This is a genomic window from Nesiotobacter zosterae, assembly GCF_033843645.1.
Lineage (GTDB): Bacteria > Pseudomonadota > Alphaproteobacteria > Rhizobiales > Stappiaceae > Pseudovibrio > Pseudovibrio zosterae.
Map to the genome: position 1 here is coordinate 281,377 of NZ_JAWXVZ010000004.1, position 24,215 is coordinate 305,591.

22 protein-coding genes are annotated in these 24,215 nt (G+C 55.9%); 14 read left to right on the forward strand and 8 right to left on the reverse strand.

The window, feature by feature from the left end:
• Positions 1–18 precede the first annotated feature (18 nt).
• Positions 19–519, reverse strand: a complete 501-nt coding sequence (locus Q3Y58_RS07785; RefSeq protein WP_319621802.1) for a TetR/AcrR family transcriptional regulator — start codon at positions 517–519, stop codon at positions 19–21.
• Between the two features lie 254 nt (positions 520–773).
• Here Q3Y58_RS07785 and Q3Y58_RS07790 point away from each other — a divergent pair, with 254 nt between their 5' ends.
• The 4 genes from Q3Y58_RS07790 (at position 774) to Q3Y58_RS07805 (ending at position 6,545) form a co-directional block, all read left to right on the forward strand.
• Positions 774–1,907 (forward strand): efflux RND transporter periplasmic adaptor subunit, encoded by a 1,134-nt coding sequence (locus Q3Y58_RS07790; protein WP_319621803.1) that lies wholly within the window; start codon positions 774–776, stop codon positions 1,905–1,907.
• Positions 1,908–1,910: 3 nt separating this feature from the next.
• The gene (locus Q3Y58_RS07795) at positions 1,911–5,108 is read left to right on the forward strand and encodes an efflux RND transporter permease subunit (RefSeq protein WP_319621804.1); all 3,198 of its coding nucleotides are present in this window, start codon (positions 1,911–1,913) and stop codon (positions 5,106–5,108) included.
• A 143-nt stretch (positions 5,109–5,251) separates the two neighbouring features.
• On the forward strand, positions 5,252–5,740 hold the full coding sequence (locus Q3Y58_RS07800) for a protoglobin domain-containing protein (protein WP_319621805.1): 489 nt from the start codon (positions 5,252–5,254) through the stop codon (positions 5,738–5,740).
• A gap of 316 nt (positions 5,741–6,056) precedes the next feature.
• Positions 6,057–6,545 (forward strand): protoglobin family protein, encoded by a 489-nt coding sequence (locus tag Q3Y58_RS07805; RefSeq protein WP_274218987.1) that lies wholly within the window; start codon positions 6,057–6,059, stop codon positions 6,543–6,545.
• Positions 6,546–6,615: 70 nt separating this feature from the next.
• On the opposite strand, the gene Q3Y58_RS07810 is transcribed toward Q3Y58_RS07805, so the two are convergent.
• Both Q3Y58_RS07810 and Q3Y58_RS07815 read right to left on the reverse strand, forming a co-directional pair.
• Complete coding sequence (locus Q3Y58_RS07810; protein WP_319621806.1) at positions 6,616–8,592, reverse strand: methyl-accepting chemotaxis protein; 1,977 nt, start codon at positions 8,590–8,592, stop codon at positions 6,616–6,618.
• A gap of 343 nt (positions 8,593–8,935) precedes the next feature.
• On the reverse strand, positions 8,936–10,858 hold the full coding sequence (locus tag Q3Y58_RS07815) for a methyl-accepting chemotaxis protein (RefSeq protein WP_319621807.1): 1,923 nt from the start codon (positions 10,856–10,858) through the stop codon (positions 8,936–8,938).
• A 498-nt stretch (positions 10,859–11,356) separates the two neighbouring features.
• Here Q3Y58_RS07815 and Q3Y58_RS07820 point away from each other — a divergent pair, with 498 nt between their 5' ends.
• From Q3Y58_RS07820 to Q3Y58_RS07845, 6 genes are all read left to right on the forward strand, one after another.
• A complete protein-coding gene (locus Q3Y58_RS07820; RefSeq protein WP_319621808.1) occupies positions 11,357–12,427 on the forward strand; it encodes a LacI family DNA-binding transcriptional regulator in 1,071 nt (356 codons plus the stop codon).
• Positions 12,428–12,441: 14 nt separating this feature from the next.
• A complete protein-coding gene (locus Q3Y58_RS07825) occupies positions 12,442–13,455 on the forward strand; it encodes an ABC transporter substrate-binding protein (protein WP_413697797.1) in 1,014 nt (337 codons plus the stop codon).
• A 108-nt stretch (positions 13,456–13,563) separates the two neighbouring features.
• Positions 13,564–14,382 (forward strand): ABC transporter permease, encoded by an 819-nt coding sequence (locus Q3Y58_RS07830; RefSeq protein WP_319621809.1) that lies wholly within the window; start codon positions 13,564–13,566, stop codon positions 14,380–14,382.
• A 5-nt stretch (positions 14,383–14,387) separates the two neighbouring features.
• Positions 14,388–15,188 carry an ABC transporter permease gene (locus Q3Y58_RS07835; protein ID WP_274218982.1) on the forward strand — a complete coding sequence of 267 codons (801 nt, stop codon included), beginning with the start codon at positions 14,388–14,390 and terminating at the stop codon, positions 15,186–15,188.
• 27 nt (positions 15,189–15,215) lie between these two features.
• The gene (locus Q3Y58_RS07840; protein WP_413697798.1) at positions 15,216–16,310 is read left to right on the forward strand and encodes an ABC transporter ATP-binding protein; all 1,095 of its coding nucleotides are present in this window, start codon (positions 15,216–15,218) and stop codon (positions 16,308–16,310) included.
• Positions 16,307–17,125: a phosphodiesterase gene (locus Q3Y58_RS07845; RefSeq protein WP_319621810.1), complete on the forward strand. Its 819-nt coding sequence runs from the start codon at positions 16,307–16,309 to the stop codon at positions 17,123–17,125. The genes Q3Y58_RS07840 and Q3Y58_RS07845 overlap by 4 nt, the downstream gene beginning before the upstream one ends.
• Positions 17,126–17,193: 68 nt before the next feature.
• Here Q3Y58_RS07845 and Q3Y58_RS07850 read toward each other — a convergent pair whose 3' ends face one another.
• The gene (locus Q3Y58_RS07850; protein ID WP_319621811.1) at positions 17,194–18,105 is read right to left on the reverse strand and encodes a LysR family transcriptional regulator; all 912 of its coding nucleotides are present in this window, start codon (positions 18,103–18,105) and stop codon (positions 17,194–17,196) included.
• Between the two features lie 171 nt (positions 18,106–18,276).
• Here Q3Y58_RS07850 and Q3Y58_RS07855 point away from each other — a divergent pair, with 171 nt between their 5' ends.
• Together Q3Y58_RS07855 and Q3Y58_RS07860 are read left to right on the forward strand one after the other, a co-directional pair.
• A complete protein-coding gene (locus Q3Y58_RS07855; RefSeq protein WP_319621812.1) occupies positions 18,277–18,972 on the forward strand; it encodes an NAD(P)H-dependent oxidoreductase in 696 nt (231 codons plus the stop codon).
• Positions 18,973–19,188: 216 nt separating this feature from the next.
• Positions 19,189–19,482: a putative quinol monooxygenase gene (locus Q3Y58_RS07860; protein ID WP_319621813.1), complete on the forward strand. Its 294-nt coding sequence runs from the start codon at positions 19,189–19,191 to the stop codon at positions 19,480–19,482.
• Positions 19,483–19,552: 70 nt separating this feature from the next.
• Here Q3Y58_RS07860 and Q3Y58_RS07865 read toward each other — a convergent pair whose 3' ends face one another.
• Both Q3Y58_RS07865 and Q3Y58_RS07870 read right to left on the reverse strand, forming a co-directional pair.
• Positions 19,553–20,095 (reverse strand): PaaI family thioesterase, encoded by a 543-nt coding sequence (locus tag Q3Y58_RS07865; protein WP_319621814.1) that lies wholly within the window; start codon positions 20,093–20,095, stop codon positions 19,553–19,555.
• A 69-nt stretch (positions 20,096–20,164) separates the two neighbouring features.
• The gene (locus Q3Y58_RS07870) at positions 20,165–21,061 is read right to left on the reverse strand and encodes a LysR family transcriptional regulator (RefSeq protein ID WP_319621815.1); all 897 of its coding nucleotides are present in this window, start codon (positions 21,059–21,061) and stop codon (positions 20,165–20,167) included.
• A 110-nt stretch (positions 21,062–21,171) separates the two neighbouring features.
• Here Q3Y58_RS07870 and Q3Y58_RS07875 point away from each other — a divergent pair, with 110 nt between their 5' ends.
• Entirely contained in the window at positions 21,172–21,747 is a 576-nt protein-coding gene (locus Q3Y58_RS07875; protein ID WP_319621816.1) for a flavodoxin family protein, read from the forward strand.
• A gap of 157 nt (positions 21,748–21,904) precedes the next feature.
• The gene (locus Q3Y58_RS07880) at positions 21,905–22,690 is read left to right on the forward strand and encodes a nitroreductase family protein (RefSeq protein WP_274218974.1); all 786 of its coding nucleotides are present in this window, start codon (positions 21,905–21,907) and stop codon (positions 22,688–22,690) included.
• Positions 22,691–22,755: 65 nt separating this feature from the next.
• Here the strand turns inward: Q3Y58_RS07880 and Q3Y58_RS07885 are convergent, their stop codons facing one another.
• Positions 22,756–23,199 carry a MarR family winged helix-turn-helix transcriptional regulator gene (locus tag Q3Y58_RS07885; RefSeq protein ID WP_319621817.1) on the reverse strand — a complete coding sequence of 148 codons (444 nt, stop codon included), beginning with the start codon at positions 23,197–23,199 and terminating at the stop codon, positions 22,756–22,758.
• A gap of 219 nt (positions 23,200–23,418) precedes the next feature.
• Entirely contained in the window at positions 23,419–24,204 is a 786-nt protein-coding gene (locus Q3Y58_RS07890) for a maleate cis-trans isomerase family protein (RefSeq protein ID WP_319621818.1), read from the reverse strand.
• Between the last annotated feature and the right edge of the window lie 11 nt (positions 24,205–24,215).

A 24,215-nucleotide genomic window follows, 5' to 3' on the forward strand; every position in this document is an offset into this window, starting at 1 on the left:
CCTGCCGGGCCGGAACAGCTACCTTGGGCCGACGCCTTCAAATAGGGTGGTCAGTACGATCTGAAGCGCTTGTTCATCGGTCACCTTGCCGCCTGCGCGCAGCTCCCACGCCGTGAACAGCAATGCATCGACGGTTGATCCGATCCATTCGGGCGGCAGATCAGGGCGCAAAACGCCCTCGGCCTGCGCCTCGACAATGAACTGAACCATCTCCTTGTCGCGCTCCGCGAGCTCCTGAGCGCTGAGAACCTTGGGCGCTAGTTCATCCCAATGCACGCCAACAAAACGAAAGTGCTCCGCCTTGGGCAGGAGCGCCGTAACCAGTGCGACGATGGCCTCTCGACCGCGCTGCCCGGTTGCCTCCAAAGCGGCGATCTCTGCCGCCAGCACCTCCAGAGAGTCAATGAACACAGCCAGTATCAACGCATCACGCGTGGCAAAATGCCGATAAAGCGTGGCCCGCCCAACCCCTGCGAACTTTGCAACCTCACTTAAAGACGCGCCTGGATTCTTGAGCAACAATTGCCGCCCCGCGCTAATGAGGGCATTTCTGGATTGTACGATGCGTTTGTCCTGCTGCGTCATTGGAGCCTATCAAGCGAGAGAATTTTATGAGACATACTTGTATCATATATTGATATTATGATACACACCTGTCTCGAAAATGAGAACCCCTGAGGACAACTCGCTTCTTCACTGTCTACATCAATTCATGAGCAGTTTTGCTCGACTACCGTTCCGCAGGGGCAAGAATCGGGTTCTAGGAGAAACAAATGGCAAAGCGTCTATTGTGGCTGCTTGCGGCTTTCGTGGTGTTGGGTGGCGTCTTGGCATTTCTTTCAATGCAGGAAGACGAACCGGAAGTAGCTGAGGACGAAACTCAGGAGGAAACAAGGCCACTTGTGAGCGTGGTGCCCGCCAACATCGCCCGGCATCAGGGATATGTTTCCGTGTTCGCGGAAGTGGACCCGCGCTGGTCCATTGACCTGAAGGCGCGCGTTTCAGGCACGGTGCGCAGCGTCTCAATGCAGGCTCTTGCGGGCAAGCGTGTGACCAAGGGCACGCAGATGGTGCGCCTTGAACAAGCCCCCTACAACGCCGAGCTTGCCAATGCACAATACGAGTTGGCCAACGCAGAGTTCACATTGCGCCAAAAGCGCAACAAGAGCCGCATTGCCGAAAACGACTGGCGCGCCAGCCGTCCCAATGAAAACCCACCGGAAATGGCCATCCACCTTCCTGAGGTGCAAGTGGCTGAAAGCGCCGTGGAAGCAGCAAAGCGCCGCGTTGCTTCGGCGCAATATGATGTGGACTCCACAACGATTACCGCTCCGTTTGATGGCATCATCACCAGCCGTTCTGTAAGCATCGGCCAAAGCGTATCGGCAGGGGACACCCTGTTCACGCTTCTGGATGACAGCCAACTCGACATCCATGTTTCTCTGGACGCGCGCCAATGGGCGCTGCTTGACAAACGTTGGAGCGACAGCCGTGCCCACATTCTGGATGAGAGCGGTGCGTTCATCGGAACAGCGACTGTGCAGAGCGGCGGCGGGTTTCTGGATCGGGAAAGCCGCCGGTATCAACTGTTTCTGGAAGTGGACGGCACCGAAAACCAAGGGGCCTTGCCGGGCCAGTTTGTAACCGTCGCTCTGCCGGGACAAGCGATCGACAACACCCTGGAAATACCGGAGAGCGCGCTAACCCCAAATGGCTTTGTCTGGTATGCCGACGAAAACGACCTCTTGCGCCGGTTCGAAGCCCGCGCGCTGTTCCGCAACGACGGCCACGTGGTGGTACGCCCACCTGAAACTCTGGTGGAAGAGGGCGCCCTGCGTGTTCTGGTCATGCCAATGGCTGCCTACCTGCCGGGCCAGAAGGTCAAGCCTGTTCTTGAGGAGCGCTAACCCATGACCGCGCTGACAAACTGGTTTATTCGCAACCCGGTTGCCGCCAACCTGCTCATGGTGTTCCTGCTCGTGGTGGGGGTGACCTCCCTCATGACCATGCGCATCGAGGGATTTCCCAAGATCCCTGCGGACACGGTGGTGGTAACGACCACGCTGCCAAACGCCTATACCGAGCAGGTTGACCAGCAGATAACTCGCAAGATCGAGAAAGCCATAGAAGGCTTGCAGGGCGTTAAGAACATCCGCTCGGTCTCTGAACCGGGCTTTTCCAGAATTAGCATTCAAAAAGTGAATGGCTACAAGCTGCAAGAACTGTTGGATGACGTGCGCCTGAAGGTGGATGGCATTTATGACCTGCCCAAGGATGCCCGCCGCCCGATCATCGAAACCAACAATTTCGATGTGCCCGCGCTCTATGTCTCCATCCACGGCGAGACGGATCTCAAAACGTTGCAAAGCCTGGCGCGTTCGTTGCGCCTGCGCCTGCTCGCGGGCGAGGAGATTTCACGCGTCAACGACTGGGGGCTTCAAGGGCAAGAAATTGCTGTTGAGCTGAAACCCGGCACGCTCGAACGGCTGGATCTGACCATCTCAGAAGTGATGACAAAGATTCAGGAAAGCTCGCTCTATTTTCAGGGCGGCACGCTGCGCCGGGAAGGGGGATACATTTCCCTGCGCGCAGATAGCCAAGCCTACACTGTAGAGGACTATCGGCAGATCCCGCTCATCGAATGGGCGGATGGCTCCACCACCTACCTCGGCGACGTTGCCACAATCACAGACGGCTTTGAAGAGGTGGACTTTCAAACCCGCTTCAATGGCCTTCAGTCCGTTGGCATGGAAGTGCTCATCGGACGCAAGGACAACCTGCTTAACGTCTCGGCGGAAGCAAATGAAATCATTGAGGACTTCAACCGAACACTGCCGGAGGGGGTGACCGCGGAGATCTGGGGCGATTCCAGCACTTACATATCTGACCGGTTGCGACTTCTCAGCTCAAGTGCCGTGCAGGGCCTGTTTCTGGTGGCTTTACTCTTGGCGATCTTCCTCAATGTAAAGCTCGCCTTCTGGGTGGCCATGGGCATTCCCATTTCCATGGCAGGCGCGCTGGCGGTTTCCACGACAGGCTGGATCGACTATTCGCTCAATGACATCACCACCTTCGGCTTCATCATTGTGCTCGGCATTCTGGTGGACGATGCCGTAGTGGTGGGTGAAAGCGTTCACGAACAGCGACGCCGTTTTGCTGACCCCATCAAAGGCACGGAAATCGGCGTTGAGCGGGTGTCGATTGCCACCGTTTTCGGTGTCTTGACCACTGTTGCGGCGTTCGCGCCCATGCTGCTTATCGACAACCCCTTGGGCAAGGTGCTCGCCAGCTTTGCAGGTGTGGTGATCCTTGCGCTGCTTTTCTCCCTTCTGGAGAGCAAGCTGATCCTGCCAGCCCACCTTGCGCATATCTCCATTCACGGCGAAGCCAAGAAGTCTCTGCCCGCGCGCCTTTGGGGACGTGTGCAGCGATTTTTCCGCTCCGGTCTGTTCGGGTTCCGCGACAAGATCTACGCACCGGTTCTCAAGGTCGCTCTGGCAAATCGGTACGCCGTGCTTGTGCTGTTCTTTGCCGTTGCTACCTTTGTCTTCGGCTTGATGGCAACCGGGCAGATCAAGTCCACCTTCTTCCCCAATGTACCGGGGCAGATTGTTTCAGTGAGCATGGAGATGGACTCCCGCGCACCGGTGCAGCTGACACGCAAGAACGTGGAGATCATCGAACAAGCAGCGCTGGAACTGAACGAAGAGTTTGCACAACGCGTTCCGCAGAACAAACAACCCATTGAGCACCTTTTCACTTACATGAGCGGGGCTGCAAACGCCTCCCTGTACATGGAGCTTATTCCTTCCGAACAGCGCCCAGACCTAACCACCCGCGACATCATGGAGGCTTGGGAACAGCGGGTTGGCCAGTTGGAGGGCATCTCTGAAATCTCGTTCTCCGGTTTTGAAGAGTTCAGCGGCGGCTTTGAAATTCGCTTGCTTGGCGAAAATGCTGAGCTGTTACGAGCCGCCTCCGCTGAAGTGCGGGATAAGCTCGCCAGCTTCAAAGGTGTGAGCAATGTGCGCGACACATTCAACTCTGGCCAGCCGGAACTGCGCCTGCGCCTGAAGCCGGAAGCACGGCATCTCGGGTTCTCTTCGGAGCGCCTCGCCAGCCAGATTGGCTATGCCTTCGGCGGGGGTGAAGCACAGCGCATTCAACGGGGCACTTCAGAAGTGCGTGTGGTGGTGCGTTCCGTTCTGGAAGCCCGCAACACCATTGAGGACCTTCTGCAGCTGCGCCTCAAGAGTGCCGACGGCACATGGATTCCGCTGCAGGCTGTGGCAGATGTGGAAGCCCGCTACGTCAACAACGAAATCACCCGGCGCAATTCCTCTCAGGTCTCGCTGATCTCGGCGGATGTAAACCGTGAAGTGGTGCCCCCGGAAGAACTCGGGCAAGCGCTGTTCGGCGCGTTTGCTGAGGAGATCGAGGCCAAATATCCGGGCGTTGAACTGAAGCAAAGCGGTGAGCTGGAAGACATCGGAGAAATGAAAGGCGGGTTGCTGCGTGCCTTCATCATCGCCGGGCTTCTCATCTACATCTTGATTGCAGTGCCGCTGAAATCCTACTGGAAACCCTTGCTCATCATGTCGGTGGTGCCCTTTGGTTTCGTTGGTGCGGTCATTGGTCATGGCATCATGGACCTGCCGTTCTCGCTGCTGTCGTTCTTCGGTGTTCTGGCTCTGATCGGGGTGGTCGTGAATGACTCCCTAGTGATGATGACGTTCTATCTCCAATCCCGAGAGGAGGGCATGTCTCACAAGGATGCCACGTTCCGCTGTGGGGTAGACCGGTTTCAGGCAATCTTCCTGACCACAGCCACGACGGTGGTTGGCCTGATCCCGCTCATGAGCGAAACCTCAGAGCAAGCACGCTACCTTATCCCAGCGGCTGTTTCTTTGGCCTATGGCGAAATCTTTGCCACGCTGATCACCTTGATCCTGATCCCGGTTCTTCTTTCCATTGGAGAAGACATACGCCGCCTGATCTGGGGCAAGACCAAAGAGCCATCCTTTCCGGCTGTCGAGCCTGGAACACTGGAGACACCTTCAAGCGTTCCTCATGCGCAACATGAGCGCGCCGACCCCATAGACGCGTGAATCCCGTGCATCGCGCAGCAATATTTTGCAGTGCGATGCACAAATCTCAGGAAAACACAGAATATGAACTCTTGGCGTGTTGTGTCAGGACATATGCTACCCTAGGTGTTACGCTGGCGAATTAATTAGAGTTTTAGGAAATTATGAGCCTACACCGTCCAGTGACCAGCGTTATTCCAAAGTACCGGGCTTTTCTTGGCATCGATGATCAGATGCTTGAAACAGCTCGCTCGCTTTGGTCTGAACTTGAGCCGGCACTGGAACCGCTCCTCTCCGAATTCCACAACAAGACCGATAAAGTGCAGGGCCTCGGCGAACGCACCGCGGCCCGACGCCCGGCTTTGATCCGCAAACAAAAAGCACATATTGCCCTTCTCTTGAATGGAAAGCTGGACGAGGCCTATGTTGCTTCAACCATGCGTACGGCGCTGGCTCACCGAGAAGAGGGCCTGCCTCTGGCATGGTACATCAACTCCCACGTGGTGATCGGAGAGATGATCTGCAAACACGTTGCCGCTTGCCATGAGGGGGATCCGGTAAGGGCGAGGGCGGCTGAAGACGCCATTTGCAAGCTGGTCTCACTGGACATCGCTGTCGCTTCCTCCGCCTATGAAGCTGTGCTGCTGGATTAAACGAGGCACCTAGCGCACCAAAATCTTGTTGCTGAAGTTTTCCACATCTATGAATTGCGCAGATTTCAGCTCAAGTTGCGCACTCTACATGGCGCCATCCTAGTCAACTCAAGCGGCAACAGGTTCTATTCAAAGGCTTTTCTGAGAGCTACTTGATCAATTCTCCTATGAACCCACGAGAGTTTTCCCGCTGGCGTTGCTGATCAATGCATTAATTTAGAGTTCGCTTAAGCATGCATCATCCTTATCAGCTTGTTTCGTAGAGTTAGGTTTGCTAGTCAATTCTTAGTTGTGGCGTTGTTTATGTTAGCGAGAGATGGACCTTTACTCGGACCTAGACAGTATTGTTCCCGATTATCGTCGTTTCCTCGGCATTACTGAGGGCGATTTGACTGTTCTGTTGTCCATTTGGCCTCACATTGCGCCAGAGCTGGACGATGTTCTGGTGGCGTTTCACGACCGCACGAGTTTGATTGACGGTCTTGGCGATTACACCTACGCCGAACGCAGCGCTCTGATAGACAAGCAAAAAAGAAACATCACCATGCTGTTCACGAGCCGGCTTGGTGAAGACTATGTGCGCTCGACCATGCGCATGGCGATCAGCTATCGCGTGCGAGATTTGCCATTTGGTTGGTACATCGCAGGCTCCGCCGTATTTTCCGAACTGATCAGAGCAAAAATCCTCGGCGCAGCGGGGCTCGATAACGCGCTCAAGTTTCAAGCGCAGGAGGCCGTTCTGAAGCTCGTTGCGCTTGACACAGCACTGGCTGCGTCTGCTTACAACGCTGCCCTCCTGGACTAATCCCATCGCAAGCGCATAAAAAAGGCCCCCAAGAATGGGAGCCTTTTCACTTTATGGGCCATGTTGTGCGTCAGGCGGTACGGATCGCCTGCACAAAGTCGCTCACCGTATTCTGCAGGTTGGCGGACTTGGCAGAAAGGTCATTAGCGGCAGAAAGAACCCGCTGCGCGTTTTCTTCGGTCTCAGAAGCGCCTTGCGTCACCAGAACGGTGCTTTCGGACACTTCCTGCGTACCCTTGGCCGCTTCGCTGACGTTATGAGCGATTTCCTGCGTGGCTGCACCCTGCTGATCAACAGCTGCGGAAATTTCGGAGGAGATGGCGTTGATTTCGCTGATCACCGAACCAATTCCGCGGATTGCCGTTGCCGCTTCATTGGAGACAGTCTGCATGGAGTTGATCTGACCTGCGATCTCTTCCGTTGCCTTGGAGGTCTGGTCGGCGAGGGACTTCACTTCAGAAGCCACAACCGCAAACCCTTTACCCATTTCACCGGCACGGGCCGCCTCAATGGTGGCATTCAGCGCCAACAGGTTGGTCTGTTCAGCAATATCGCTGATGAGACCCACGATCTGACTGATGCGGTCCGTTGTTGTGACAAGGCTTTGAACGGTCCCGTCCGTTTGCGTCGCTGCACCAGCTGCGCGCTCTGCAATTTCGCGAGACTTGTTCACCTGGCGTGCAATCTCGGAGATCGACGCTGCCAGCTCTTCCGAGGCGGCTGCCACGGAACGCACGTTGGTTGAGGCTTCTTCAGAGGCCGCTGCCACTGTCGCGGCACTGCGAGCACTGGATTCAGCCGTCATGTTCAGGTGAGAGGCTGTGCCTTCCAGATCCCCGGAAGACCGGCCGATTGTTTCAAGCACTTCACTTACGCTGCCATCGAAATCCAGAATAAGCTGGTTCACGCGTTCGACACGGCGCTGCTTTGCAGCTTCTTCCTCAGCCTGCTGTGCAGCAAGCTGTTCTTTTTCAATTGCATTTTGCTTGAAGATCAGAACCGCATCAGCCATTGCGCCGATCTCATCCTTGCGTCCAACACCTGCGATCTCAACCGCGTTGTTGCCATGCGCAAGACTTCCCATGGCGCCGGTAATGTCGCGGATTGGCTTTGCAACCATCTTTGTCAAGAACACGCCGAGAACCACAACCATGACCAGAGCTGCCAGCACCACCGCGATCGAAGCAGAGATGCGGAACTGGGTGAGGTTAGCGTAGGCAACGTCACGGTCCATGGACAGCGCCACATACCAGTCAACCGGCAAGCCATCAATGGCGCGGAAGGTGACCAGCGAGGTGCCCTCGCCGTCCTCGACCTCAGAAATCTCATTGGAGATACGCGGCGCACCCTTAGGGTAAGCCTCATTCAATGTCTTGGCGATCAGGCGGCTATCGGAATGAACAAGGATTTTGCCAGAGTTTGAAACGAGGAAAGCGTGGCCCGCCCCGTTAAGGTCGGTCTGTTGCAACATGCTCACCAGACGGCCAATGTCAAAGTCAGCGCCTGCCACACCCATCAGTCCGCGGCTTCCGCGCACTGGGGAAGCGACGGAAATGATGAGTTCCTGAGAGGAAGCATCTACATAAGGATCCGTAAGGACCGCTGAACCCTTGCGAGCGGCATCCTTGTACCAAGGGCGCACGCGTGGATCGTAATCGGCGGGCATGTCTGAAGCCGGCCAGATGTGAAACTTCCCGGTTTCTTCACCGATATAGGAAGCCTGAAAGTTCTCCTCCATGAATCTGTGCTGGAGCACAGAACCCACATTCTCATTGGCAGGCACTTTTCCGGCGGTCTCGGCCACCGCATCAATCAGCATGATGCGGCCCTGAAGCCAGTTGTTAATGCTGTTCGCCGTTGTCTGCCCCACGTTATCCATGAAGCTTGACACTTCCTTTTTGATGGAACTGCTTTGCAACGCATCATTGTAGAGCGCGAAAGCGGCAAAAACGAAGAAAACGGCCGCGGCGGCAACCAATAGAGCTTTCGTCATGATGCTGTCGAGCAGCTTGACGGAAGCCGTTTGCTGAGAATGTGAAGATGTCATTTTAGGCCCGGATTTTCAGTGATCGAATTGCCCCTAGGGTAGCGATGCAAACCCTAACCAAACATTTATGGGTTATTTTTATTCACCATAATGGCAGGGGTTTTCCCGCATGTCGTGCGGGAAGTGGCCTGATAACCGTTAAAGTAAGCAATTTTGACATGAAAATGATAGAAAAAGTCGTTCCAGAACAGAAATTCTTCGGCGGCGCAAATCAAATTCGGGATTTACTGGTCGATTATTGCGAGGATTCGTTTCATCTTTCCAAGGGTAAGCATTGACCAAAAAGAAGGGCCCGCACCGTGATGCGAGCCCGAGACTTAAATCAAGTCATGTATAGCGTGAGTTAGGCAGAACGGATTGATTGGACGAAGTGTTCCACTGTTTCACGCAGCGTGTCGGACTTGCCGGAAAGGTCATGCGCCGCAGTCAGAACTCGTGACGCGTTGTGCTTGGTATCGGAGGCACCCTGCTTCACCAAGACAGTGCTTTCGGAGACTTCCTGGGTACCCTTCGCCGCTTCACTGACGTTATGTGCAATCTCCTGTGTGGCACTGCCCTGCTGGTCGACAGCTGCAGAGATTTCAGAAGAAATGGCATTGATCTCGTTAATGACGCTCCCGATGTCACGGATCGCTGTTGCCGCTTCATTGGAGACCGACTGCATGGAGTTGATCTGACCTGCGATTTCCTCGGTCGCCTTGGAGGTCTGATCGGCAAGCGACTTGACCTCGGAAGCCACGACCGCAAAGCCTTTACCCATTTCACCCGCGCGCGCGGCCTCGATCGTTGCGTTCAATGCAAGAAGGTTGGTTTGCTCTGCGATATCGCTGATCAAGCCAACGATCTGACTGATGCGGTCCGTCGTCGCCACAAGGCTTTGAACGGTGTTGTCTGTTTCAGCAGCCGCGCCGGATGCACGCTCTGCTATTTCGCGGGACTTGTTCACCTGACGGGCGATCTCGGAAATGGAAGCTGCCAGCTCCTCTGATGCCGCAGCGACCGAGCGCACATTTGTTGACGCTTCTTCAGAAGCTGCCGCAACAGTGGCCGCGTTCTCGCTTCCAGCGTCCGCCGTGGAGGTGAGGTGGGTTGCCGTGCTCTCAAGCTCGGAAGAGGAGGAGGTGATGGTCCCCAGAACATCGCCCACTGCTCGGTCAAACTCGCAGATCAGCTCGTCAACGCGCTCCATCCGGCGGCGTTTGGCTTCTTCCTCTTCAGCCTGCAGCAGGCGCATTTCTTCCTGCTCAATGGCATTTTGCTTGAAGATAAGCACTGCTGACGCCATTTCGCCGATCTCATCCTTGCGATCCGTACCAGACACATCAACACCGTGGTTACCCATGGCGAGGATGGACATGGCCTCGGTGATCTTGCGCAGCGGCTTGGCAACAATCTTGGTCAGACAGAAGCCCAGCACGACAATCATCAGCAACGCCGCAAGACCGGTGGCAATGGCTGCAGACATGCGGAAACGCGTCAGGTTTGCAAATGCCACATCCTTGTTCAAGGACAACGCGACATACCACTTGACCGGAAGGCCAGAAATTTCCCGGAAGGTAATCAGCGCGGTATGGTCGCCTTCAACAACCTCAGAAATCTTTGCGGAGATGGCAGGCGCGCCCTCCGGGTAGATATCCGTCAGGGATTTGTCCATGAACTCACGGTTGCTGTGAACCAAGACCTTGCCGGTTTCAGAAACAAGATAGGCATGGCCCGCACCGTTCAGGTTGGCCTGCTGGAGCATCTCAACGAGTTCGTTGATTGTAAAATCGCTGCCGACAACACCCGCAAGGCGGCCTTCATGGGTGCTTGGCGCGGCAACGGACAGTGTGAGTTCGCCATTTGCAGTCGCCACATAGGGTTCGGTTAGAACCGCTCCGCCTGCACGAACCGCATCCTTGTACCATGGGCGGGTGCGGGGATCGAAGCCATCCGGCACCGGGCCTTTCGGCCACATGTGAAATTGTCCATCCTGCGTGCCCATGTAAGAGAACTCGAAGTTCTCGGTCATGAAGTCACGCTTCAATGCGGTGACAGGATCCTCACCCTCTTCCAGGTTGGCGGCAATTTCAGCCACCGCCGAGGTCAACATGATGCGGCCTTGCAGCCAATTGTTGATGCTGTTTGCAGTGGTGTTGCCAACGCTGTCCAGATAGTTGGAAACTTCTTTGCTGATTGAATCGCTCTGCAACGCATCGTTGTAGTAGGCAAAGCCAGCGAAAACCACAAACACGGCACCAATTGCAACAATCAGTACCTTGGTCATGATGCTATTGAGTATGCTGATGGATGATCTCGCTGAAAGATGTGCTCGTGACATGGATCGAACTCGATTTCTTGTGTAACTGGTACAACCTAATATATCTATATGCCACCTATTGAAAGTATAGATTAGTTAATATTTCCAATATCCCCCAACTGTTCTTCACAATGCATAGTATTTTAAAATATAACTAACATTGATATATCCATAAGAACGTTAAATGATAGACCTAAAACTATATGTATAGACACTTATAAATGTCGTCATCTACGACAGTGACACACCCCAAAGCCCCTTAACGACCGAGTACCAACACCAAAAACACGAAGTGACACGTACGTGTGAGGACGGACCAAGCCCGAACGAGAACAATCAGCACTCTCGCACAATCACCTAAGCCTCTGACATTTCATCTCAAAAAACGTCATCAAAAGTTCACTTGAACCCTAGAGGTAAACGTTTACCTTCGCCCCTCGAGATTAACGAGGATGACTGTCCACCATGGCCGGTTCAACGACCATCAAAGATGTTGCACAACACGCAGGTGTTTCTGTTGCCACCGTCTCGCGTTTGCTGAATGGCAAAGGCAAAGGGCGTGTGAGCACTGAAGTTGCCGCTAAGGTGCATGCCGCAGTGGAAGCTCTTGGCTATCGGCCCTCTGCGGCCGGTCGGTCGTTAAAAACCCGCCAAACGCGCAATATCGGCATCCTAATTCCCTCGCTTTCCAACCCTGTCTTCGCTGAAATCTTCGCAGGGGTGAACGATCATGCCCGCCGTGAAGGCTACACCTTGCTCGCAACCGTTTCCGAGTATGACAGGGAGCTGGAGCTGGACGGCATACAGACATTCCTGAACCATCAGGTGGACGCCGCAATCCTGACCGTGACCAACCCGTCCCAATGCGAAGGCTTGGCGCTGTTGAAAGCCGCAAAAGTACCCTCAGTGCTGGTGTTCAATCAGGAAAACGATGCAACACGCGATGCCATGCCGCTGGTGACCGTTGACAATGAGCAGGTTGGCCGGGATGTGGCAAAGAAGCTGATCGCCTTGGGGCACAAGTCCATGGCCATGATCGCCGGTCACTTTTCCGCGTCAGACCGTAGCCGCGCACGCCGCATGGGCTTTGAGCGCGCACTGACGGAAGCAGGCTTGCCGCACCCAAAGGTGTGCGAAGTGGATTTCGTAAGCGCCGAAGTAGCCAGCGCGCTGGACAGTCTGCATGTGGGCTCCACCACTGGCCCGACCGCGCTGTTTTGCTCCAATGACCTTCTTGCCATTGCTGTGATGAAGGAGCTGCGCCGCCGCAGCGTCCGCGTTCCCGGCGATGTCTCTGTAATCGGGGTGGATGGCATTGCCATCGGCTCCCTCATGTCTCCCACTCTCGCATCCATAACCCAGCCGTCGCGAGAGATGGGTGAAAAGGCTGCTGCCCTCGTGCTCAGCCAGTTGAAAGGGGAGGCCTGTGCTGCAACGCAGTTGCTTGCCCACGACTATCAAGAGGGCGAGTCGGTGGGGCCGGCTGCAACCAAGTCCCCACCATCGTCCTCAGACCCATTGCAACCAAAAGCATGAACAGGGGTACTGTTATGTTTTCGAAGGTACTGAAGTCCGTCGCGCTCGGCGCAACTCTCATGGTTAGTGCGCCTTTCGCTTCAGCGCAAGCGGCAGACGCGATTTGCTACAATTGTCCTCCTCAATGGGCAGACTGGGCAGGCCAGCTGAAGAACATCGAGAAAGAACTCGGGTATGTTCTGCCACACGACAACAAGAACTCCGGCCAAACCCTTTCCCAGCTGCTGGCTGAAAAGGACAACCCGGTCGCAGACATTGCCTACTATGGCGTGTCATTTGGCATTCAGGCCGGTGAAAAGGGCGTCGTTGAGGCTTACAAGCCAGCGCATTTCGACGAAATTCCGGAAGGCCTGAAGGATCCGGAAGGCCGTTGGTTCACCATTCACTCTGGCACTCTGGGCTTCTTCGTGAACAAGGACGCTCTGGGCGGGGCACCAGTCCCAACCTCATGGGCCGATCTTCTCAAGGAAGAGTACCGCGGCATGGTGGGTTACCTTGACCCAACCTCCGCATTTGTCGGCTATGCTGGCGCAGTTGCCGTGAACCGCGCCATGGGCGGCGATTTCGACAACTGGCAGCCGGGCATCAACTGGTTCAAGGAACTGGGTGAAAACGACCCGATCGTTCCAAAGCAAACCTCCTATGCCCGCGTCCTGTCCGGCGAAATCCCGATCCTGCTGGACTACGACTTCAACGCCTACCGCGCAAAGTACACTGACGAAGCCAATGTTGAGTTCGTCATTCCAGCGGAAGGCACCGTTGTGGTTCCCTATGTGATGAGCTTGGTCAAGAACTCTCCGAACCCGGAAAAGGGCAAGGAAATCCTTGATTTCATCATGTCAGACAAGGGTCAGGCTGTTTGGGCAAACGCGTTCCTGCGCCCAGTGCGCGCCTCTGCAATGTCTGAGGAAGCGGCTGCCAAGTTCCTGCCAGAAGCAGAATACGCCCGCGCCAAGCCAGTGGACTACGCCAAAATGGCGACAGCCCAGGAAGCTTTTAAAGAGGCCTATCTGAACGAAGTACGCTAATCCGTACTTCGTCTCCCCCTTCAGGGTCTCCCACCCATCGGCTCTGAAGGGGCTTTCATAACGCGCTACAAACGCGCGCAGCCCATCCCAACTCTCTGGACCTATCCAATGAAACACTCCTCGCTTTCAATGGGGCTTTTGCTGCTTCCGGCGAGCATTCTGGTTCTGGCGTTCTTTGCGCTGCCCATGGTGCAACTGGTGATCACCGGTGCCAGCGGAGAAGAGGGGCTGGCCGCCTATTGGAGCATCCTGACCGTGCCGCGCCACCGCGAAGCGCTGATTGCAACGCTGGTGCTCTCCCTCGTGGTGACACTGACCGCGCTGGTCATTTCCACCATCGTGGGCGTGTTCTTGGTACGCAACAAGTTTCCAGGGTCCAATCTGCTTGTGTCCTTGCTGACCTTCCCGCTGGCGTTTCCCGGTGTCGTCATCGGCTTTCTCATCATCATGCTCGCGGGCCGTCAGGGCCTCATCGGCACGGTGAGCCAAGCGGTGACCGGCAGCAAGCTGGTGTTTGCCTACTCCATGACCGGCCTGTTCCTCGGCTATCTGTACTTCTCGATCCCACGGGTGATCTTGACCGTTATGGCGGCAGCCGAGAAGCTCGACATATCGCTGGAAGAAGCCGCGCGTTCTCTGGGCGCGAGCCAGTGGCGTGTCATCAAAGATGTGCTTCTGCCCGCTTTGAAACCCGGACTGATTGCTTCAGGCGCCATCTGCTTTGCCACTTCCGTTGGCGCGTTTGGCACGGCTTTCACACTTGCAACCAAAATCGATGTGCTGGCGATGACCATCTATACCGAGTTCACGCTTGGCGCGAACATGGCAAGTGCCGCCAGCCTTTCCGTTGTGCTCGGGCTGATCACGTGGGCCGCGTTGTTCATTGCGCGTTCGCTCTCCGGCAACAACGTTGCCGCAGCGGGGTAGGGACCATGCAACGCAAGACACTGTTTTATTCCGCGCTCGCGCTTACCCTTCTCACCGTGGCCTTTCTGGTGGTGCCGGTAATCATGTCCGTCATGGCGGGCCTGACAAAGAACTTCTTTCTCGGCATCAAAAGCGGCCTGACACTGGAATGGGTCGTGCAGGTCTGGGACCTCTATCAGGACACCATCTGGCGCTCCATGGGCATCGCGCTGGCATGCCTCATCATCACGCTGGTGGCAGGTGTTCCAGCCGCCTATGCATTGGCTCTTTCCAAAAGCCGTTGGGCGCGCATCTTTGAGGAAACGCTAATCCTGCCCGTTGCCATTCCCGGCCTTGCGATCGCACTGGCGCTGATTCAGACCTATGGCGGCTTTCGCGAATTCCGCATGAGCTGGGCGTTCATTCTGGTGGGCCATGTGCTTTACACCCTGCCGTTCATGGTACGCTCCGTGCTGGCAGTGCTGTCCTCCATTCCGCTCCATGAGTATGAGGAGGCCGCTGCAAGTTTGGGGGCAGCCAAACGCCGCCGCTTCTTTGACATTGTGGTACCCAATGCCATGCCGGGCATTTTGGCGGGCAGCTTGATGGTGGTGACACTGTCCATTGGCGAGTTCAACCTCTCGTGGATGCTTCACACGCCGCTGACCAAGACCTTGCCGGTGGGGCTGGCAGACTCCTATGCCTCCATGCGGCTGGAAGTGGCCAGCGCGTACACCCTTGTCTTCTTCATCATGATCGTGCCGCTCTTGATCGCCATGCAGAAATTTGGCGAGACGGGCCGCGCACGTAAGTCAGCCCGCCGCTGACGCTGAGTTTCAAAGGATCTTTTCATCATGACGATGACCCAGACTGGCTCCGGCAGCACCGAAATTTCCTTGATGAACTGCGCAAAGAGCTTTGGCGGCCAACAGGTCCTCAAGCCTGTTACGCTTACGATTGAGGCCGGTGAAACGCTGGTGTTGCTTGGCCCTTCCGGGTGCGGCAAGACCACATTGCTGCGCATCATTTCCGGCTTGGAAAGCCCGGATAACGGAAGCGCGGTGCTGTTCAACGGTGAGGATGTAACCCGTCTGCCAATCGAAAAGCGCCACGTGGGCATGGTGTTCCAATCCTACGCGCTGTTTCCCAACATGACCGTGCGCCAAAACGTGGGGTACGGCCTGACAACGGGGCAGGGCAACGAACGTCTTTCAAAAGCCGAGCGGGACACCCGTGTTGAGGACATGCTCAAGATGATGCGCATCCATGAGCTGGCGGACCGCTCCATTGATCAACTTTCAGGGGGACAGCGCCAGCGTGTGGCGCTTGCGCGCGCCATCGCGCCCCGTCCCCGTGTGTTGCTGCTGGATGAGCCACTGACCGCGCTGGATGCCACCTTGCGTGATGACCTGCGCATGGAAATCAACGCCCTTTTGCGCAGCCTCGGCATTACCGCCATCTACGTGACCCATGACCAAGCAGAGGCCATGGCCCTTGGCGACCGGATCGTGGTGATGAGCAAAGGCACCATCGAACAGATCGGCTCGCCGGAGGAAATCTACCACCAGCCCGTGAACATGTTCGTTGCAACCTTCATCGGCGCAACCAATGCGCTCTCCGGCAAGTGGACGCGAGAGGGATTTGTTCCAGATGGACAAGAGAAGCCTGTGGCCGCGCCGCGGTCTTCCGCGTTTGGCGGCAATACCCTTTGTTTCCGGCCGGAAACCATTGAGCGGATTGACGAGAGCCACAATGCAGAAGGCAGCCTGGAGGGCACCGTGAAAACGGCAGCATTCCTCGGTTCCTGCCACAGGGTTGTGGTGGAAATGCCCGGCGGGCAGCGCCTCACGCTTGAAGGGGCATGGGCGAGTGCGCCAGAGCCGGGTGACGTGTTCAAGTTCAAAATTGACGAGGGCGGTGTACTGCCCGTTTGGAGTACAAACCAATGATCATTGCGCAGCTTACCGACCTTCACATCAAGGCGGAGGGCCGTCTTGCCTACGGACACGTGGATACGCTCGGGGCACTGGCAAGGGCAGTCGACCATCTCAACGCCTTCCAACCGGCAATCGACCTTGTGGTTGTGAGTGGGGACTTGGGTGACTACGGCACGCGTGAAGAATATGCGGTCCTGCGCAAGGAGCTTGACCGTCTGTCGATGCCCTACCATGTGATCCCCGGCAATCATGACGACTACCGCGTCATGCGCGAGGCGTTTTCCGATCACGACTACCTGTCACAACAGGGCGCACTGACGTTCTCCATTGAGCGGGAAGGCCTTCGGATCATTGGCCTCGACAGCTCGGTTCCCGGCAAGTCCGAGGGTCACTTTGGTGCAGATAAACAGGCATGGCTGAAAGCCGAACTTAAGGCCCACGAAGACCAGCCGACACTGATCTTCATTCACCATCCGCCGTTTGAAACCGGCATCAAGCACATGGATCGCATCATGCTGCAAAATGCTGACGAGGACTTCTGGCCGCTGTTCCGCGATCAGGTGCAAGTGCTTCACATCGCGTGCGGGCACGTTCACCGCAACATCGATTCCATGAAGAACGGCATTCCGGTAAGCATCGGTTCATGTGTTGCGCATATCGTTACGCTGGATCTGGATCCTGAGGGCGCTTCCTCCTTCACCATGGATCCGCCAAGCCTGCGACTGTTTTATTGGAATAACGATACGCTGGTGTCTCATCAGAGTTTCATCGGCAACTTTTCCGGGCCTCACCCCTTTTTCGGCCCGGATGGTAAGCTGATCGACTGATCTGTCGACTGGCTGACCTCCAGAGAGGGGCGGGCGTAGCGCGCCCCTCGACCCTTGCTTTCCGAAAGCTAACGCAGCGCTTCCTCCCAAATTGGCTGTTGCAGCTTGAGTTCGGCCTCCATGAACTCACGGAAAACCCGAACACGTGCCGGGGTATGGCCCGTGCTTGTCTGCACTGCATAGATGTTCCAGTCGGGTAGCAGCTCGACCTCTGGCAGGACCACACGCAGCGCGCCCTGCTTTAGCGCCACATGCGCATGCCAAAGGGACAAGGCCGCAACACCGAAACCATCCAGCGCAGCGGCGGAAAACGCCTCTCCGATGTTTGACTTGAAACGTCCACTGACACGCACGTTCTCCTCACGCCCGTCCGGGTGACGGAACCGCCAACTGTTTTTGTAGCCATCCACCAAACACTCATGCACGCTCAAGTCTGCAGGAGTTGAAATCGGCAGGTGCTTTTCAAGATAACAGGGCGAGGCCACAAGAACGCGCCGACAGGGGGCAAGCTTTTTGGCGAGGAGCTGAGAGTCTCGAAGCACCCCGATACGCAAGGCCAGATCGAACCCGCCCTCAACCATGTCCAAGACCGTATCACTGAGGTTCAACTCCAGCTCAAGTTTCGGATGCAAGTCCATAAAGCGGCGCAGATGCGGCATGATATAGAGCCGTCCAAACGTTGCGGAGGAGGTGACCCGCAAGGTGCCGGAGACCTCCGCTTCGCCAGATAGCTCGGAATACGCTTCATCCATACTGGCGACGATATTCGTGGCGTGTCGCAAAAAGGCCTCGCCATCGGGCGTTAGCGAAACGGAACGCGTGCTTCGGTTCAAAAGGCGGGTGCCCAGAACATTCTCAAGCGCTTTTATACGCTGCGTCGCCGAGGTTGGAGAGAGCCGGAACTCCCGGCCCGCAGCACCAATCTGACCCAATGCCGCGATGCGCGTGAAGAGTTGAATAGATTTCAGATCGAAACTCATTATTTGGAATTTCCAAATTCTTTTTGCGCAACAAGCAATATTGTTTCGATTTTGCCAACCTCTTATGTTCCGGTCAACATCAATCGTGTGCTGCAAGCGAGGCAGTAAGTAATTGTCTCTAAAAGGCTTTGAGGCCTCGCTGTGGCCGCACACCAGAAAAAGGAATGACCTGTGACTGTTCCAGCCATCTCGCGCGAGGCCCTCATCGAAGCCATGACGTTTCGCCATGCAACCAAGGTTTTCGATCCGGCACGACACATTTCAGAGGAAGACTTCAACACCATTTTGGAGGCCGCACGGTTGTCTCCAAGTTCCTTCGGCTTCGAACCTTGGCAGATCCTTGTCATCGACACGCCTGAGCAACGTGAAAAGCTGCGGGAGTTCTCTTGGGGGGCGAATGGCAAGTTCAATGGTTCTACCGGTCAGCTTGGCACCGCAAGCCGCTTTATGGTGATCCTGACCCACACCGAAAAGCAAATGCGCCATGACAGTGACTACCTGCAGACTTTCATGCGTGATATCAAGCAGCTTCCAGAAGATGCTTTGGCGTTCCGCACGACCGCCTACAAGACGTTCCAGGTGAGCGACTTCAAGATTACATCGCCAGAACAAATCAGCGACTGGGCTGGAAAGCAGGCCTATATCGCCCTTGCCAACATGATGACTGCGGCTGCGCTGCTTGGTATCGACTCCTGCCCAATTGAAGGGTTTGACATGGACGAAGCAAACCGAGTGGCACGAGAAGACTATGGTGTAGACACCGACAAATACCGGGTTTGCGTGATGGCCGCCTTCGGATACCGCGCTTCCGAACCGTCCGTCGAAAAGACACGCCGCCCGATGGCGCAGATTGTGCGCACAATCTAACTCATTGGGATAAATATAATATCGGGACGGTATACATTCGCATTCACACGTAGGCCACTTCCCTTGCCCCAATAAGTTGCTGGTTTATCGTAGAGGGAGAGTCGTCTCCCTCCTTTTTAGTCGGCTTTGTTAGCTGGGATAAGAGCGCCAGCACTGTTTTCTGGGTTGCCTGTTTTGGAGGTCAGTAATGGGGCCCAAGCCAACGAAAGATGAATTATGTCGGAAAAAATCATTATTGTTGCCGAAATCATTTCCAAACCAGGTGAAATCGAAAACCTGAAGGCAGAAGTTCTCAAGCTCATCGAACCTTCGCGCGCGGAACCTGGCAACATTTCCTATGAACTTCATCGCGACCTAGAAGATGACAATAAGCTTGTCATGATCGAACAGTTCAAAGACGAAGAAGCTTTCCAAAAGCACGCAGCCTCTGAGCACTTCCAGTCGTTCGGTGAGAGTGCGAAGCCATACCTGGCGGGCGTGAACATCAAGAAGCTCAACCGCCTCGCATAAGCTCCCGGCTTCCAGAGAGCAGGAAACCTCCAGCCGCTAAACGGCGGCTCGGAGGTTTTGTTATTACCAGTTACTCCGCCACCTGCCCCTTGTGCAGCTTTAGCGGAAACAGAAAACATGTGGTTGTGGCGTGTGCGTAGAGCTTGCCATCCTCAACCCCATGCAGGTAGCCCTCGGCTGTTGCCATTTGCCGTCCTGAATGGATCACTTTGCCCTGAGCGCGCAATTTGCCAGTGCTCGGCAATATGGCGCGGGTGTAGTTGAGGTTCAGCTGTGCGGTGGTGTAGCCAATGCCTTTTGGCAGCGACGTGTGAACGGCAATACCCACGACCGTATCCAAGATGGTGGCGGCAAATCCGCCATGCACAAACCCCATTGGATTAAGCAGGAAGTCCGCAGGATAGGCCTCTACAATGGCACTGCCTTCTTCCAGCGCGAAGGGCAGGGACATGTTGACCGTCTGCGCAATGGGGGGCGGGGCGCCGATTTCGCCTGCGGCGAGGGCGCGCATGTACTCCAGCCCGCTCATGTTCATGGCCGCTTCAATGTTGAACTTGGCCACCGCGTATTCATAGCTGCGGCTCTTGGTTGTCAGCGTGTCGTTGTTGTCCATTGCATCCTCCTGTTTCGTGGAGGAACCTATGGACGGAACCGCAGCCAGACAATTGCGCCTTTAGACCGGTCACGCCGAGGGATCGCGCAAAGCCGTGCGAAGCTCCGCCTGTAGCAGCTCCACGAAGCTTTTTGCCGCAACCGAGACGTAACGCCCCGGCGGATGAATGGCCCAGATGCTCATGTTTGTTGTTACTGGGTACGTCGGGAGCACCTGTACCAAAGTGCCGGACGCCAACTCCTCGCGAATGCTCCATTTGGAGCGAAGAGCGATGCCAAGGCCATTGACGGCAGCAAACTTGTCGATTTCGGCGCTGTCTGTGCGCAGCGTTCCTGACACCAGGATGATCCTTGGTCCATCTGCGGTCTCCAGTGTCCATTTGTTCTGACCGGCAAAAACCATACAGTTGTGGTCCTTCAGGTCCTCGGGCGTTTGCGGTGCCCCATATCTTTCAAGATAAGCCGGAGAGGCCACCAACACGGAGACATTGTCACCCAGCTTGCGTCCGCGATAGCTGCTATCGGGAATGTTGCCAATGCGAATAGCGAGATCAACCCCCCTCGCAGCGTAGTCTTCCACGTGATCGGAAAGAGACAGGTCCAGCGCCGCTTTCGGATAACGGGTCAAGAACGCCTCGATAACAGCTGGCAGAAACAGGCGCCCGAAGAATGACGGCGCCGTAACCCGCAAAGATCCTGTTGGCTCCTGCGAGCGCGTTCCAACGCTGTGCCGGGCTTCCTCGTATGCCTCCAGCAGCACCTTTGCCCGTTCCAGAAACTGACGCCCCTCATCGGTGAGTGACAGGCTCCGCGTGGTTCTGGTGGCAAGCGTACAGGACAAAGTACGCTCCAGGCGCGCAAGACGCTCACTTGCCAGATTAGGCGTAATGCCAAGCGCCTCGCCCGCTGCGGAAACAGAGCCCAGCTCCGCTATGCGTTCAAAGAGTGCAACATCTTCGATTTTCATTTTCCGATAAATCCGATAAGTGTTTCCTCCACACTCCTGCTTTTTTTGATAAATGCAAGTGCTAGTGTGCAACCGACAAATCAGTCCTCACCGAGTAAGGAAAGACAAAGATGGCGACAACGGCAATCGTTTATCACAGCGGCTATGGCCATACCCAGCGTCAGGCAGAAGCAGTACGCGACGGCGCACAGAGCGTACCGGGCGCTGAGGTGCTGTTCTTCCATACAGACGAGTTCGAAGGTGAAGGCGCAGATGCGGCTTGGGCGGCACTTGATAAGGCTGACGCTATCATCTTTGGCGCGCCAACCTACATGGGCTCAGCCTCTGCGCAGATGAAAGTCTTCATGGACAAGACCTCCGGTGCATGGATGGAGCAGCGTTGGGCCAACAAGCTGGCCGCTGGCTTCACCAACTCCGGTTCAATGTCCGGCGACAAGCTCAACACCCTGATCGGTTTCTCGCTGCTGGCAGCTCAGCATGGCATGATCTGGGTGAACCTCAACCTGATGCCGGGCAACAACAGCTCTCAAGGCTCTGAAAGCGACCTGAACCGCGTTGGTGGTTTCATCGGTGCCATGGCGCAGTCCAACGTGGACCAAGGCGCAGATGCCATGAGCGAAGCGGATCTGGCCACAGCCAAGCACCTTGGCCAGCGCGTTGCCACAATGGCGGCGAAGCTTCGCTGAACCGGGTAGGTGGTTCCCCCCACTTGTTCGAGTGTGGGTACAGGACCGACATCTTGGATGACACGTGCATTCATGCATTGCCAAAGAGAAGGCCCGCGTTTCCGCGGGTCTTTGCTGTTTACCGCCAAGACCGATTTGAACCATCAGGATTTAAGCGATGACCAACAAGACAATTGAGCAGATGATGAGCCGCCGCTCCGTGCGCGCCTTTACTGGCGAAGCGGTCAAGCAGGACGATCTCAACCTGATCCTGAAAGCGGGCCAGCAGGCTCCAACCTCCATCAACGGCCAGCAAATCTCGCTTGTTGTGACGCAGGACAAGGAGACCATCAAAAAGATCGCTGAGATCGCAGGTGGCCAGCCGCAAGTTGCGGGCGCAGATGTGTTCATCACGGTTGTGATGGATTATGTAAGGCCGGGCTTTGCGACCTATCTGGCCGGCGAGGAAATTGTCATTGAGAAGTCCGCCGAAGGCCTGCTTGTGGGTGCCGTTGACGCTGGCATCATGACCAACGCCTTGCAAACAGCTGCCGAAAGCCTCGGCTATGGCTCCACTGCAATTGGCGGCATTCGCCGAGCACCGGAAGCCATGATTGAGCTGCTTGGCCTGCCTCAGCGCACTTTCCCGATCAACGGCCTGACGCTCGGCGTACCAGACAAGGCAAAGCTCTCCGGCGTGAAGCCGCGCGTTCCATTGGAGAGTTTCGCCATGTTTGAAAAGTATGACGCGCAGAAGGTCGCCGACGGCGTCAAGCGTTATGAGGCAACTTTGCAGGAATGGTGGAACGAACAAGGCCTGCCGGAAATGCCAAGCTATTCCGCCTCTACCGCGGGGTATTACAAGAGCATTTACTTCCCGAAAGTGGCGCCGGTTTTAAGGTCACAAGGCTTCGATATGGAGCGGCCTGAATGGATGCCTGAAAGCGACGTCTTCGACGGATAGTCCAATCCGCCGTCACCCTAAAAACAAAGCCCTCCGTCTCTGCAAAGAACGGAGGGCTTTCGGGTTCAGCTGGCCTCAACTTCCTCTTTGGCGGAGAGCGCGTTCAGCAAAGCAAGCACGTCCCCTGCGCTGAACTTGTCCTTGGCTTCTTCAAGAGCCGCACAGAGCGCTTTTTCGTAGTCAACCCTTGCCTCTGAAAGACGCTTGCGCCCCCGGTTCGTGAGAACAGTATAGATGCCGCGCTTGTCGTCAGGGCACAGGTCTCTCACCGTATAGCCATTGTTCTCAAGTCGCCCGACCAGACGGGTGACGGAACTCTGGTTCAATCCCAGAAGGCCAGCCAATTCTTGCATACGCAGTTCAGAATCCTTGGCGACCTCCAAGAACTTAAGGGCACGAAACTCCGAGAGTCCGATGTTGTGTTTGCGCTGCATATCCTTGGCGACAAAGCTTTCGACAAAATCAACCAGGTAAATCAACCGCTCCCATGCGGCACTCTGGAGGGACATGGTATTGCTCGCTTCCTGCGCATCGATTCATTTAGACTTTTTATATATGCACATGCAAATGAATAAGGAAAGAGGCAGAGCGCGTTGCGAAGAAATTACGAGGGTTCATCAATTCCCCAAACGCGCAATGCCGACCATAATATGACTTCGGAAAAACAAAGAGTTATGCGCCCAGCAGGCCAGAAACCATGACCGGGCGCAGAATTACTTTAAGCAGGTTCACCCGAACAGGCGTCCGTATCCCGTCACCGCTGGCTTTTCTGAAAGCGCGGAGAGCGTATCCCAGAACAGCACCTGGTTTGCAGAAGTCATGGTGACATTGAGGTTCTTTTCGACGGCATCGATAATCCCCACAGCGCGCTGGCCATTGCCAGCAACGAATACGGTATCGACATCGTTTTCTGCGACCACTTTGGCAACCCAATCATAAAGCCCGGCAGGGGTGATATGCGGCTGTCCGCTCGGCAAACCACAAGGCCCATGGTAAGCAACAGGAACGCCAGCCTTCTCAAAATAATCCGCCCCCTCTTGGGACAGCGCATCATCAAACCAGGGTGGATTGATCAAAGCCAACCGTTTGGTCCCAAGCTTCTGAAAGGCCTTGGCCGCAGCACTGCAGGTTGTTGTAGTGGGGATGCCGCGCAGAACCGGCTTCAAGCGCTCAAGCAACGCGACCTCGCCGTCCGGCCCGTGTTTGTAGGCAGAACTTGTAAAGGCAAGGCCGATGGCGTCCAGCGGGGAAGTGGCGAGGGACGCAACCGCCTCATCCAGATGCGGCGGCGCAGTGAAAGCTTCAACCGGCTGGTGAGCAATCTTCTCGTCCATGACACCACCGGCACGCATGGCAGAAAAGTGCACGCGCCCGCCGTGAATAGACACCTCGCCGCCCGCCATTGCGCCGAACTCGGCTTCAGGCCCCACATCCGCGTGAGGTACAATCACGCCAATGCGGGCAGGGGCGCTCCATCCATCAGCCTTCCATTGCTTTTCAAGTACAGCGTCCATCAGTGCAGACC

Bases quoted from the DNA above. Each gene is read 5' to 3' on its own strand.
- Q3Y58_RS07790 (WP_319621803.1), top strand. From the start codon at position 774: ATGGCAAAGCGTCTATTGTGGCTGCTTGCGGCTTTCGTGGTGTTGGGT.
- Q3Y58_RS07795 (WP_319621804.1), top strand. From the start codon at position 1,911: ATGACCGCGCTGACAAACTGGTTTATTCGCAACCCGGTTGCCGCCAAC.
- Q3Y58_RS07800 (WP_319621805.1), top strand. From the start codon at position 5,252: ATGAGCCTACACCGTCCAGTGACCAGCGTTATTCCAAAGTACCGGGCT.
- Q3Y58_RS07805 (WP_274218987.1), top strand. From the start codon at position 6,057: ATGGACCTTTACTCGGACCTAGACAGTATTGTTCCCGATTATCGTCGT.
- Q3Y58_RS07810 (WP_319621806.1), bottom strand. From the start codon at position 8,592: ATGACATCTTCACATTCTCAGCAAACGGCTTCCGTCAAGCTGCTCGAC.
- Q3Y58_RS07815 (WP_319621807.1), bottom strand. From the start codon at position 10,858: ATGACCAAGGTACTGATTGTTGCAATTGGTGCCGTGTTTGTGGTTTTC.
- Q3Y58_RS07820 (WP_319621808.1), top strand. From the start codon at position 11,357: ATGGCCGGTTCAACGACCATCAAAGATGTTGCACAACACGCAGGTGTT.
- Q3Y58_RS07825 (WP_413697797.1), top strand. From the start codon at position 12,442: ATGTTTTCGAAGGTACTGAAGTCCGTCGCGCTCGGCGCAACTCTCATG.
- Q3Y58_RS07830 (WP_319621809.1), top strand. From the start codon at position 13,564: ATGAAACACTCCTCGCTTTCAATGGGGCTTTTGCTGCTTCCGGCGAGC.
- Q3Y58_RS07835 (WP_274218982.1), top strand. From the start codon at position 14,388: ATGCAACGCAAGACACTGTTTTATTCCGCGCTCGCGCTTACCCTTCTC.
- Q3Y58_RS07840 (WP_413697798.1), top strand. From the start codon at position 15,216: ATGACGATGACCCAGACTGGCTCCGGCAGCACCGAAATTTCCTTGATG.
- Q3Y58_RS07845 (WP_319621810.1), top strand. From the start codon at position 16,307: ATGATCATTGCGCAGCTTACCGACCTTCACATCAAGGCGGAGGGCCGT.
- Q3Y58_RS07850 (WP_319621811.1), bottom strand. From the start codon at position 18,105: ATGAGTTTCGATCTGAAATCTATTCAACTCTTCACGCGCATCGCGGCA.
- Q3Y58_RS07860 (WP_319621813.1), top strand. From the start codon at position 19,189: ATGTCGGAAAAAATCATTATTGTTGCCGAAATCATTTCCAAACCAGGT.
- Q3Y58_RS07865 (WP_319621814.1), bottom strand. From the start codon at position 20,095: ATGGACAACAACGACACGCTGACAACCAAGAGCCGCAGCTATGAATAC.
- Q3Y58_RS07870 (WP_319621815.1), bottom strand. From the start codon at position 21,061: ATGAAAATCGAAGATGTTGCACTCTTTGAACGCATAGCGGAGCTGGGC.
- Q3Y58_RS07875 (WP_319621816.1), top strand. From the start codon at position 21,172: ATGGCGACAACGGCAATCGTTTATCACAGCGGCTATGGCCATACCCAG.
- Q3Y58_RS07880 (WP_274218974.1), top strand. From the start codon at position 21,905: ATGACCAACAAGACAATTGAGCAGATGATGAGCCGCCGCTCCGTGCGC.
- Q3Y58_RS07885 (WP_319621817.1), bottom strand. From the start codon at position 23,199: ATGTCCCTCCAGAGTGCCGCATGGGAGCGGTTGATTTACCTGGTTGAT.
- Q3Y58_RS07890 (WP_319621818.1), bottom strand. From the start codon at position 24,204: ATGGACGCTGTACTTGAAAAGCAATGGAAGGCTGATGGATGGAGCGCC.